Source organism: Leisingera sp. SA215, from assembly GCF_055902035.1.
This window is the reverse complement of sequence record NZ_JBVVXU010000010.1, coordinates 131,503-142,444: the sequence shown is the minus strand read 5'-3', so window position 1 is coordinate 142,444 and position 10,942 is coordinate 131,503. Positions and strand designations below refer to the sequence as shown.

At 62.1% G+C, this 10,942-nt stretch carries 11 protein-coding genes; 1 reads left to right on the top strand and 10 read right to left on the bottom strand.

Annotation, left to right across the window (positions count from 1 at the left end):
• Positions 1 to 67: 67 nt before the first annotated feature.
• The 7 genes from AC0KW6_RS12985 to AC0KW6_RS12955 all read right to left on the bottom strand — a co-directional run bounded on the left by AC0KW6_RS12985 (position 68) and on the right by AC0KW6_RS12955 (position 6,789).
• On the bottom strand, positions 68 to 1,189 hold the full coding sequence (locus AC0KW6_RS12985) for a hypothetical protein (protein WP_474035076.1): 1,122 nt from the start codon (positions 1,187 to 1,189) through the stop codon (positions 68 to 70).
• A 192-nt stretch (positions 1,190 to 1,381) separates the two neighbouring features.
• Positions 1,382 to 1,579 (bottom strand): hypothetical protein, encoded by a 198-nt coding sequence (locus tag AC0KW6_RS12980; RefSeq protein WP_474035075.1) that lies wholly within the window; start codon positions 1,577 to 1,579, stop codon positions 1,382 to 1,384.
• Between the two features lie 61 nt (positions 1,580 to 1,640).
• A complete protein-coding gene (locus AC0KW6_RS12975; RefSeq protein WP_474035074.1) occupies positions 1,641 to 2,723 on the bottom strand; it encodes a hypothetical protein in 1,083 nt (360 codons plus the stop codon).
• Positions 2,724 to 2,894: 171 nt separating this feature from the next.
• Positions 2,895 to 3,518, bottom strand: a complete 624-nt coding sequence (locus AC0KW6_RS12970; protein ID WP_323776127.1) for a class I SAM-dependent methyltransferase — start codon at positions 3,516 to 3,518, stop codon at positions 2,895 to 2,897.
• Between the two features lie 24 nt (positions 3,519 to 3,542).
• Complete coding sequence (locus AC0KW6_RS12965; protein WP_323776097.1) at positions 3,543 to 4,283, bottom strand: CDP-alcohol phosphatidyltransferase family protein; 741 nt, start codon at positions 4,281 to 4,283, stop codon at positions 3,543 to 3,545.
• Between the two features lie 297 nt (positions 4,284 to 4,580).
• Positions 4,581 to 5,789, bottom strand: a complete 1,209-nt coding sequence (locus AC0KW6_RS12960; protein ID WP_474035073.1) for an aminopeptidase P family protein — start codon at positions 5,787 to 5,789, stop codon at positions 4,581 to 4,583.
• 214 nt (positions 5,790 to 6,003) lie between these two features.
• The gene (locus AC0KW6_RS12955) at positions 6,004 to 6,789 is read right to left on the bottom strand and encodes an alpha/beta hydrolase (protein ID WP_323776099.1); all 786 of its coding nucleotides are present in this window, start codon (positions 6,787 to 6,789) and stop codon (positions 6,004 to 6,006) included.
• Between the two features lie 196 nt (positions 6,790 to 6,985).
• Between AC0KW6_RS12955 and AC0KW6_RS12950 the strand changes: the two genes are divergently transcribed.
• Entirely contained in the window at positions 6,986 to 8,458 is a 1,473-nt protein-coding gene (locus tag AC0KW6_RS12950; RefSeq protein ID WP_323776100.1) for an NAD-dependent succinate-semialdehyde dehydrogenase, read from the top strand.
• 301 nt (positions 8,459 to 8,759) lie between these two features.
• Here the strand turns inward: AC0KW6_RS12950 and AC0KW6_RS12945 are convergent, their stop codons facing one another.
• The 3 genes from AC0KW6_RS12945 to AC0KW6_RS12935 all read right to left on the bottom strand — a co-directional run bounded on the left by AC0KW6_RS12945 (position 8,760) and on the right by AC0KW6_RS12935 (position 10,929).
• Entirely contained in the window at positions 8,760 to 9,224 is a 465-nt protein-coding gene (locus AC0KW6_RS12945; protein ID WP_323776101.1) for an Hsp20 family protein, read from the bottom strand.
• 134 nt (positions 9,225 to 9,358) lie between these two features.
• Positions 9,359 to 10,174: a trypsin-like serine peptidase gene (locus AC0KW6_RS12940; protein ID WP_323776102.1), complete on the bottom strand. Its 816-nt coding sequence runs from the start codon at positions 10,172 to 10,174 to the stop codon at positions 9,359 to 9,361.
• Complete coding sequence (locus tag AC0KW6_RS12935; RefSeq protein ID WP_323776128.1) at positions 10,171 to 10,929, bottom strand: trypsin-like serine peptidase; 759 nt, start codon at positions 10,927 to 10,929, stop codon at positions 10,171 to 10,173. Before AC0KW6_RS12935 ends, AC0KW6_RS12940 begins: the two co-directional genes overlap by 4 nt.
• Between the last annotated feature and the right edge of the window lie 13 nt (positions 10,930 to 10,942).

The window sequence follows — 10,942 nt, the reverse complement described above, 5'->3', positions numbered from 1 at the left end:
GGCCCGCTCTTCATCTTTCAAAAAATACTCCCGCCGGAGGCTCCCGCACTCACAACACGCGCCGGCCTCAATACCGCAGTACCTGCCCCGCCTCGCTCACCACAAATTTCTGCACATCGCCGAACCCCGGCGGATCCAGCTCTGCCAGCACCTGAAACGGGCGCTGCGGCAGAATGATGGCCCGCTGGGTGCGGGTCGCCCCGGTATCGGCGCCGCGGCCGCCAAAGGGATCGAGCGCAAAAATCTCCCGCTCCACGGTTCCGAACCAGCCCGACCGTTCCTCGCGCACCTCTTCGCTTTCCAGCTCCTCCAGCGTCCAGGCCAGCGCCCAATCCTGGCCCTCTGGCGCCCCGGCCTCCTCCAGCACCCGGTGCAAGGGCCCGGACTGCTCGGTATAGGCCGAGGAATACATCGGCCCCACATGAAAGCGGCGCAGATGCTTGGGGTGAAGGCCGTCGAAATCCCCGTCAAACCCCTTGGCGATGGTCACCAGCTTCAACCCCGCCAAGGCCTGCGCCATCAGATGCGCCTGCACCTCGGGCCAGCGGCGTTCGTCTTTGGGCAGCGCCACCTTGCCGCTGTCCTCCAGCTCCATCAGGTAGATCACCGGCAGGTTCACCTGGCTGTCATAGGCCGCCCAATGCAGCAGGAAACGGCGGCGCCGCTCGCCGATGTTTTCCAGCCATTCGCATTCCGGGTCGTTCTGCGTCCAGAACAGCTGCCCCTTCAGCAGCTCCTGATAATACAGCCGCTGCGACAGAGCGAATTGCAGTTTTGACGGCACCGTCCGGTCCGAGATGATGGTGCGCACCATGTCGTCCTTCAGCACATCTTCACTGGCCATATTGGCCAGATGCCGTTCCGCCTGCTGGGCGTCATTGGCCATGGTCATCAGCTCAGCCGCCACCGGAAAGCCGCTGTCGCGCTTGTCCATCGCCAGGCTGCCGAAAAACCGCCCGGTATCGCGCCCCGCCATCAGGTACTTCATGCTCAGCGCCCGGAAGGTGAAGTTCAGCCGCATCAGGTAGGCGGTCAGCACCTTCACATCGGATTTGCTGAGCCGCCCCTCCGCCTGCATCGCCGCCGCCACCCGGGTCAGATGCCGGATGATGGTCTCGAACTTCTTGAAATACCGGCGCGAGGCGAAGGTATCACTGAGGCCCGCGTGGTCGTGGGAAGGATCGGTCATGTGCACGCCCTTTCCGGACGTGCCGCTTGCGGCGCGGACAGCGCCCGGCCGCCCCCCCGGGCGGGCGCTACGCCCCCACCCGCGGCCGGGAGCCGTCCTGTGTTTCGTGCGAACTCAATTCTAGCTGTTTCCATCAATCTTTTCTTTGTTGCACTAACGGAAAAGGTAATCAGGCAGTTTTCGTGACCAAAGTCAGTCCTTCTGACTTTCGGCACGATTGAGAACGAAGGTAAGCCCCAGCCAAGCGACGGCCCAAGCGGCAAGCACAGCTGAAAGTCCCAGCAACAAGAAACTTCCAAAATAAGCTGCTAAGCCAAACCCAGCTCCAATCTTTCTTACCCATTCCGTCTCAAACTGAAAAAGTGCGGTGGAAATCAGGGGGAATGCCATAGCTAGACCCGCAATTCCCAAAGCCCACTTAAGCAGAGAGACGGGTCGCCGGTATGAAACATCACCCCCCATACAGGTTCTTGTCGTGCTTCTCGACAATCGCCGCAAACCGGCGGGCAAAGCGTTCATCGGCCTTGGCCTTCTTTTCCAGCACGTCGCGGGCAAACACCATGTTGCCCTCATGGCTTTCCAGCATGTCGGCCATCTTCTGGTTGGTGGCGGTGCCGATAGCCGCCATCGCGGTCTGGGCTTCCTTGTCTGTCTCCACGCCGATCTCGTTGATCCGATGCGCCACATCCTGCTGCTGCGCGGTCTTCAGCGATTTGGTCAGCGCATCATACAGCACCACCCGCTGCTGAGTGTCCGTCTGCAGCTTGTTGATCAGCACCATCTGCGTCGCCGCCTGGTTCTGCAGGCTGTCGACCCAGGTCTTGCCCTTCTCGATATAGCGCTCCAGCGTCTGGGATTTGGCGAGCTTCACCTGCTCCTCCTGCACCATCGTGTTGTATTTGGCATTCAGCTCCGCCAGCTCGGTCTCCAGTTTGGTGCGCGCGGCGGCGTCCTGCTCGACCGAGATCTTGTTCTCCAGTTCGATGATCTGCGGATCCAAGCCGACGATCCCGGCGCGCACGGCCTCCAGTTCCTGCACCGTGAATTCGCGGTCGTCGAGAGTGGCGGTCAGGTTCGCCTGCACCTTCTCCCGCTGCTCTTCCAGGGTGGCCAGCTGCCCCTGCAGCAGCTTCACGATCACGTCCGACTTGGCAATCAGGTCCTGCAGCTTGTCGTCGATGTTGGCGGTACGCATCCGCTCCTGGCGTATCGATTCCGATTTTCCCTTGCTGAACAAGCCAACAAAGCTCTCCCAGCCGGTCTTGCCCCGCATCTCGTCAAAATCCTTGGAGAAGGCCGCGGTCACATCGTCCAGCCCCATAATCAGCTCGGCGATATTGGCATTCATCACTTCGGTATGGGCGTGAACATCCTCCAGAGTCGCGTTTTCAATGTCGATGCTGGCATCCTCGCCAGCCTCGATCTTGTTGCGCGCGGCCTCGATACGCGAGGTCAGCGCCCCGATCTTGGCCTGCGACTCCCGTACCGTGTCCTGGCTTTCGGCCACCATCTTCTCAAATTGGGAAACACTCATAGCATCCCTTCCTTCCCCTGAAATAACTGATCCGGATATGGGGATGTAAAAGAAATTTACATCCCCTGAGGCGGTGTAATTCCGCCCGGTTCACATGCACTGTTGCAGAGAGGCCGCACAAAGAAAAGCCCCGGAGAACACTCCGGGGCCGCTTCGCTGAACTGCGCCGTTTCACATGGTTTGCAGCTTGCTCAGCACCAGAAAGGTCATCATCCCGAAGGGCGGAATGCTCTCCTGCCGCTCGATCTTCAGCCGGTCCTCCTGCAGCACCGTTTCCAGTGCGAAATCCGAATGCCAGCCGATCACATTGGCCAACGGAGCAGAGAGTTTTTCCAGTGACGCCCGCACCCCCTTGCCGCTTTTGAAGTGGTTCGTGATCACCACCTCGCCGCCGGGTTTCAGGACGCGCGCTATCTCACGCATCACCTGTTCCGGATCCGGCACCACCGACAGCACATGCATCGCCGCCACGGTGTCAAAGGAATTGTCCGGAAAGTCCAAGCACCGCGCATCCATCTGGCGCAGTTCCTTGACCTGGCTCAGGCCCAGCTCCTGCACCTTTCTTTGCGCCTTCTTCAGCATGTCATGGCTGAAATCGATGCCGGTCACCTGCAGATGCGGTGCGTAATGGCGCAGCGACAGCCCGGTGCCGACACCGACTTCCAGCACCCTGTCCTGACGGGTGTTGATATAGAGGGCCGCACGGCGGCGGCCCGAGCGCGTCACCGCGCCAAAGGTCTTGTCGTAGACCGGCGCCCAGCGCGCGTAAGATTCTTCAACTGCCTTGATATCCAATTCGTCCCTCCCGGACGTCATGGGCTAGTCCTTTGGATTTGAAACCAGCCCCCAAATCACCATCACAACGTAGCCAACGCATAGCACAACCAGCACCGTCCACGCATAGGTCAGTAATGCCGCAGCAATAAAGGCAAAGCCGACAAGCAAGTATTTAACATTCTCGCGGGAGATTTTAACCGCCTTTGGCGACCAAGTCTGAATGTGGCTGATCATTGCCAATCCGATCACCACCATATGCAGGCAGATCAGCAGCTCCGGCAGCACTACCTTGCTGTCAAAGGCAAAGGCGGCAAACATCGGCAGCAATGCCAGCAGCGCGCCGGCAGGCGACGGGATGCCGTCAAAATAGCCGCTGCGCCCCTTTGGCGATTCCTCCGACTTGGTGCTGACATTGAACCGCGCCAGCCGCACCACGCAGCAGACCGAAAACACCAGAACCGAAATCCACCCGGCTCCGCGCACGTCCTGCAAGGCCCAGAAATAGATCACCAGCGGCGTGGCAACACCAAAGTTCAGAAAATCCGCCAGCGAGTCCAGCTCGGCGCCCATCTTGCTTTCACTGTGCAAGGCACGGGCCAGCCGCCCGTCCAGCCCGTCCAGAACCGCGGCCAGGATGATCATCATCACCGCCAGGGAATAATTCCCGAAAACCGCAAAGCGGATCGCAGTCAGGCCGGCACAGATGGCGCCAATGGTCATCATGTTCGGCATCAGCTGGATCAGCGCAAATTCGGATTTCTTCTTTTCCGGGGTATCATACATTGCGGTGGCTCTTTCTTCCTCGCGGGGCGCTGGGGCACGCCGCGGCCCTTTGGCGGCCTTTGGGGCAAACCGCGGAGTATAAAATCAGCGGCTGTTTCAGCCGTGGCGCACATATGCCCCAAGCAGCGCCCCGGTGCAATGTGTGCAAACCCGCACCCGGCCGCCGGACGCGCAGTGTACAGGCGACAGCCTGGCAAAGGAAATGGCACCGTGCATCGCACGGTGCCACGCCCAACTGTGAAGGTCTCCCACCGGGAGGCCCTGAACAGACGGGAGAGGCCCGCCTGCCGTCTTCAATTACCCGACGACGTTGAACTCCGGCCCATAGGGGTACTTGGTGATGTTCTCATTGCCGTCTTCATGGATGATCAGGATGTCATGCTCGCGGTAGCCGCCGGCACCGGGCTGGCCATCCGCAATCGTCAGCATCGGCTCCATCGAGATCACCATGCCCGGCTCCAGAACCGTATCGATATCCTCGCGCAGCTCCAGCCCGGCCTCGCGGCCATAGTAGTGCGACAGCACCCCGAACGAGTGGCCATAGCCGAAGGTCCGGTACTGCAGCAAGTCGCGCTCTTCAAAGAAGGCGTTGATCTTGTTGGTGATCCCCGCGCAGCTTGCGCCCGGCTGCAGCAGCGAGATGCCGTATTCATGGGCCGCCACATTGGCCTCCCAGATCTTCAGGCTCTCGGCATCCACTTCCCCCGCGAACATGGTCCGTTCCAGCGCGGTGTAATAGCCGGAGATCATCGGAAAGGTGTTCAGCGACAGGATATCACCCCGTTTCAGACGGCGGCCGGTGACCGGATTATGGGCGCCATCGGTATTGATGCCGGACTGGAACCAGACCCAGCTGTCACGGTATTCCGCATCCGGGAAACGCTTGGCGATCTCCAGTTCCATCGCATCGCGGCCCGCCATCGCCACGTCGATCTCGCGCACGCCTTCCTTCACCGCAGCGCGGATCGCAAAGCCGCCGACGTCAGCCACCGCAGCACCGGCACGGATCATGTCCAGCTCGGCCGCGGATTTACCCATCCGCTGGCGCATGGCCGGCTCATAAAGATCCACCAACCGGGACGGCGCCAGGAAGCTCTCCAGTTTGGCCTTCTGCATCAGGGTCAGGTGATCGCTCTCATAGCCGACAACCGCGCCCGCGCCGCTGACCGACTTGATCGCGCGCCAGAAGTTGTCGCGCTGCCAGTCGGTATAGGTGATGTTGTCGCAGAACGACCGCCGCCAGGGCTGGCCTGCATCGATACCGGCCGAGATGGTCACGGCTTCGGACGCGGTCACCACCATGCCGTAAGGGCGGCCAAAGGCGCAGTAGGTGAAGCCCGAGTAATAGGAGATGCTGTGCATCGAGGTGAAGACGGCGGCGCTCACCCCGGTGTCAGCCATGATCTTGCGCAGACCATTGAGGCGCGCCTCGTATTCGGAGACGGCAAATTGCAACGGCGCTTTTTCGCCATTGTGAAAACGGTACATTTCAGGACGTGCAGTCATATCAGACCCTTCCTTCTTACAAGAAAGGTCCCGGCGTTCAGGACAGTTTTGGATTTTAGGGCACCATGTATCCCATGCGGCGACGCCATCGCCTGGCCCTTGGCCGGATTAATGGGCTGAAATCAGGATTCTGGCAAGAACAATTTTCCGGCCGTTACCTGCACCCCGGAAAGGCGGGCGCCCGCCGTCCGGCCTACCGGCCGGACAGAAGCTTTCAATTCACGATCAGCGCCACCAGATCGCTTTCGGGATCCGCCAGCGGATCGATCACGTTGAAATGGTGCTTGCCAAAGGCGATCACGTGATCCGCCTCCCAGGCCTCCACCAGCCAGATCGCCTGATCCAGAAACGCCGGACGCTCCTCGCCGCCAACCCAGACCGTCACCTCTGCCGGATAACGGTCCTGCATGTCCACCGGGCTTTCGGCAATGGCCGCGGCGGAATCCAACTTGAACTTCTGGTTCATCGAGGTCCGCAGCAGGGGGCGCAAATCCGCCAGCGGCGAGATCGGGATCACCGTCTTGATCCGCGCGCCCACCGCTTCCGGCAGCAGCGCCCTGTCCAGCATCCGCGCCACCAGATGGCCGCCCGCCGAATGGCCCGCCAGCGCAATCGGCCCGGCAACCTCCTCCGCAATCCGGGCCACCGCAGCCGCAATCTGCCGGGTGATATCCGCTATCCGCACCTCAGGGCACAGATCATAGGACGGCATCGCCACCGCCCAGCCATGCGCAATCGCACCGCGGGCCAGATGCGACCAGGAGCTTTTGTCGAAGGCCAGCCAATAGCCGCCATGAACAAACACAAACACGCCCTTGGGCGTGCCCTCCGGCAGGAACAGGTCCACGCACTGCCGCGCCCCTTCGCCATAGGGGATATCCAGCCGGGCGCGCTCATGCAGGCTGTTGCGGAAATCCTCCGCCGACGCGGCCCAGCGCGGCGGGTAGCTGCCCGCATTTTCGATATATGCCCCATTGGCATAGGCATCATCCAATTCCATGCCCAATCTCCCCTGTTCTTATTCTTTGCGGCTACCTGACAGTCTGCCACAGGACATGTCAAATTGCCCGCCTGAAAAATTCCGGCCTCTGCGCGCGGCGGTTGATTTGATCAAATTCTGGACTCATCAATGTTTCTGGACTTAGTTAGGCACAGCTGATTTCCATTCCAGCGACAAAATATCCGGGAGGCCCGCAATGCTCGACACAACCACAGACCTGAAATCCCTGCTCAAAGATCCCAGCCTGCTGGAAACCCGCGCCTATATCGGCGGCCAGTTTGTTGATGGCGAGGACACTTTTGACGTGACCAACCCCGCCCGCGGCGACGTGATTGCGCAGATGGCCGATATCAGCCGTGCGCAGGTGGCGGGTGCCATCGCCCAGGCCGAAGCGGCGCAAAAGGACTGGGCCAAGTGGACCGGCAAGGAGCGCGCCAATGCGCTGCGCAAATGGTTCGACCTGATAATGGAAAACCAGGAGGACCTGGCGGTGATCCTGACCGCCGAGATGGGCAAGCCGCTGGCAGAATCCCGCGGCGAGATCGCCTATGGCGCGTCTTTCATCGAGTTTTTCGCCGAAGAGGCCAAGCGGATCTACGGCGAGACCATCCCCGGCCACCAGCGCGACAAGCGCATCACAGTGCTGAAGCAGCCGATCGGCGTCGCCGCCTCGATCACGCCGTGGAACTTCCCCAACGCAATGATCACCCGCAAGGCCGGCCCGGCCCTGGCCGCAGGCTGCGCCTTTGTCGCCCGCCCTGCCGCCGAGACCCCGCTGTCAGCCACGGTGCTGGCAGTGCTGGCCGATCGCGCAGGCATCCCGGCCGGCGTCTTCAACGTGGTGCCCTCGTCGCGCGCCTCCGACATCGGCAAGGAATTCTGCGAAAACAATGCGGTGCGCAAGCTGACCTTCACCGGCTCCACCGAAGTCGGCCGCATCCTGATGCGCCAGGCCGCCGACACGGTGATGAAATGCTCGATGGAACTGGGCGGCAACGCGCCGTTCATCGTGTTTGACGACGCCGACCTCGATGCCGCCGTCGAAGGCGCAATCATGTGCAAATTCCGCAACAACGGCCAGACCTGCGTCTGCGCCAACCGGATCTACGTGCAGGCCGGCGTTTACGATGCTTTTGCGGACAAGCTGAAAGCCGCGGTCGAGAAGATGAATGTCGGCGACGGCCTCAACGACGGCATTCACTTCGGCCCGTTGATCAACATGGAAGCGGTCGACAAGGTGCAGGAGCATATCGCCGACGCCACCTCCAAAGGCGGCGAAGTGATCCTGGGCGGCAACCCGTCGGAACTGGGCGGCAGCTTCTTCCAGCCGACCATCGTCAAGGGCGCAACCCAGGACATGGCCTTCGCCACGGACGAGACCTTCGGCCCGCTTGCGCCGCTGTTCAAGTTCGAGGACGAGGACGAGGTCATCGCCATGGCCAATGACACCATTTTCGGACTGGCGTCCTATTTCTACGCCAAAGACCTGAGCCGCGTGTACAAGGTTGCCGAGGCGCTGGAATACGGGATTGTTGGTGTCAACACCGGCATCATCTCCACTGAGGTGGCTCCGTTCGGCGGCGTCAAGCAATCGGGCCTGGGCCGCGAAGGCAGCCACCACGGCATCGAGGATTACCTGGAGATGAAATACATCTGCATGGCAGTCTGACCCGCTGACGGATCAACGTGCAATGGCCGGTGCCGGGTCAGCGGCCCGGCCGCCTGGCGGATGGCGCCGGCCCAGGCGGTTTCCGTCTCCGGATCCAGCGCCGGCCCCGCTCAAGCCATCGCGGGCGATCAAATGCGCTGGCGCGAGTCACCATTCACAGCCCGAGTGTGCTCTGAAAACCCTGACGACCAATTGCAACGCAGAGCCATTACCGGTGCCTGTCCCCGCGGGGACAGGCCGGCAAAACAAAAAGCCCCCTGGCAGGACCAGGGGGCTTACAGGCTCGAACAGGAACGCGGGATCAGTTGACCGCGGTGGCCTCGATCTCGGCCCGGTTCGAGCGGGAGGAGGAGATTTCGATCCGGCGCGGTTTCAGCGCCTCCGGCACTTCGCGGTGCAGATCGATATGCAGCATGCCGTTTTCATGGCTGGCACCGGTCACGCGGACGTGGTCGGCCAGGGTGAAACGGCGTTCAAAGGCGCGGGTGGCAATGCCGCGGTGCAGGAAGGTGCGGTCGTCGCCGTCTTCGGCCTTTTTGGCGGCCACCACCAGCGCGTTTTCCTTCACTTCGACGTTCAGGTCGTCTTCGGAAAAACCGGCGACTGCAATCGAGATCCGATAGCTGTCGGCGTCGGTCTTTTCGATGTTGTAGGGCGGGTAGCTGGACTGGGCGGCATCCGCGCTCAGGGCGCGATCCATCAAGCCGGCGATCTGGTCGAAACCGATGGTGGCCCGGTGCAGCGGTGCAAAATCAAAACTACGCATGTTGTCATCCTCATACATGAGCGATTTCAGGGCGCCTTCCCCGCGGGGACAGGCTGGTTTTACTCCGGGCCCCAATCAGCGGCTGCCCGGATAGACCTGAGATAAGAACGGAAAATACGGCTTCAAGAGGGCTGTCAGTCGCCAGCACTCACAAATTTAGCCCCGCCGGCAGAATTGCCGCCGCCGACCCGGATCCGTTTGATCCGCCGGTCAGGAGCGGCCACCGGATTGCGGCGCAGCTGCGCCTTCAGTTCCGCCACCCGCTGCGGCAGTTTCATGCCAAAGGCCACCTGCCTGCCCCGGTATGTGCCGCCGCCCGAGACCAGCGCCAGGATCCGCCCGCGGCCGCCGACCCGGGAAAACACCGGCGCTCCGGAAGAGCCGAAAGTGACATTGCAGTCGATCATCAGAACATCACCGCTTTCGGCCATCAGATTGCACTGGCGCTGGCGCGACAACGCCTCGGCGCGGCCCTGGCCATAAGAGGTAACGGAAATATTGCTGCCGTATTCGCGCCCCGAATGCAGCGCAAAGGCATCCGCCTGGCCGCTGGGCACCGGCGCAGCCAACCGGATCAGCGCCACGTCGTGGCTGATGTTTTGCAGATCCAGCCGTCCCCGCGGGTTGAACCCCGGATGCGCGGCGATCTGCAGACCCTGGCGTTCGGCGATCGCCACCCCGTCGCGCAGGCCCGCACGAAAGGTGATCTGCTCTGCTGCGCGCAAAGTCCTGTTGCGGTCATAGACGCAATGGGCGGCGGTCAGCACCAGCTCAGGCGCGATCAGCGTGCCGGTGCAAAAGCCCTGGCCGTTCAGCTCCAGCCGGCCAACGGCCTCCCAGCCCAGCAGGTCGTCACGGTCGGTCAGGCGCCGCAAACCCGTGTCCTGGGCCGTTGCCTGTGCAGCGCACGCCAGAGTGGCAACACCCAGTATCAGCGCCCGCCAGATCATTGGCTGATGAACTTCGCACCGGAGGAGCTGCGCCCCTCGCCCACTTTTACCCGGCCAACACCGGGGGGCAGGCGGCCGCCGGTGTTCACTCCGGTCAGCTGCGCCTGCAGCAGGGTCAGTTCCTCGGCCAGGGCAGAGCCCAGCGAGACCCGCTCGCCGCTGACCTCGGCCTTGGCAGAGATCACCGAGACGATCCGGGGGGTGCCGCCCTCGAACGAAAACACCGGCGCTCCGGAAGAGCCGAAATCCACATCGCAAGACATCACCAGGACGCCCTGCTGGCGCGCCATCACCACACAGACCTCTTGCAGCGAAGGGGCCTCGGACCGGTCATGGGCATAGGACACCACCCCGATACTTGCGCCCTTGCGCGGGCGCTCGTCGGTTTCAAACGGGGTCACAGTGGTGTTGCGGATCGGGCGCTGCAGTTGCAGCAGGGCAATGTCGTTGCGGACCCGGTCGGTCGAAAGCTCGCCGTCATAGATATAAGAGGGATGTTCAACCGCCCGCCGCACGCTGCGGTAAGCCGAGGCGCGCCCGTTGCGCCAGCCGGCCAGGAATTCGATGGTGCCGGGGTCGATCCGCGCCTTGGTCTGGCTGTCATACAGGCAATGGGCAGCGGTCAGCACCAGATCCGGCGCAATCAGCGCGCCGGTGCAGAAGCCTTCGCCATTCACGTCAAGCCGCCCGACAGCTTCCCATTTGCGGCCCGCGTCGATTGTGTCCATCCGCTGCAAACGGCTGTCCTGCGCCATGGCCGCTGCCGGC

Excerpts from the sequence above, each read along its gene's own strand:
- AC0KW6_RS12985 (WP_474035076.1), bottom strand. The coding sequence starts at position 1,189 with ATGACCGATCCTTCCCACGACCACGCGGGCCTCAGTGATACCTTCGCC.
- AC0KW6_RS12980 (WP_474035075.1), bottom strand. The coding sequence starts at position 1,579 with ATGGCATTCCCCCTGATTTCCACCGCACTTTTTCAGTTTGAGACGGAA.
- AC0KW6_RS12975 (WP_474035074.1), bottom strand. The coding sequence starts at position 2,723 with ATGAGTGTTTCCCAATTTGAGAAGATGGTGGCCGAAAGCCAGGACACG.
- AC0KW6_RS12965 (WP_323776097.1), bottom strand. The coding sequence starts at position 4,283 with ATGTATGATACCCCGGAAAAGAAGAAATCCGAATTTGCGCTGATCCAG.
- AC0KW6_RS12960 (WP_474035073.1), bottom strand. The coding sequence starts at position 5,789 with ATGACTGCACGTCCTGAAATGTACCGTTTTCACAATGGCGAAAAAGCG.
- AC0KW6_RS12955 (WP_323776099.1), bottom strand. The coding sequence starts at position 6,789 with ATGGAATTGGATGATGCCTATGCCAATGGGGCATATATCGAAAATGCG.
- AC0KW6_RS12950 (WP_323776100.1), top strand. The coding sequence starts at position 6,986 with ATGCTCGACACAACCACAGACCTGAAATCCCTGCTCAAAGATCCCAGC.
- AC0KW6_RS12945 (WP_323776101.1), bottom strand. The coding sequence starts at position 9,224 with ATGCGTAGTTTTGATTTTGCACCGCTGCACCGGGCCACCATCGGTTTC.
- AC0KW6_RS12940 (WP_323776102.1), bottom strand. The coding sequence starts at position 10,174 with ATGATCTGGCGGGCGCTGATACTGGGTGTTGCCACTCTGGCGTGCGCT.
- AC0KW6_RS12935 (WP_323776128.1), bottom strand. The coding sequence starts at position 10,929 with ATGGCGCAGGACAGCCGTTTGCAGCGGATGGACACAATCGACGCGGGC.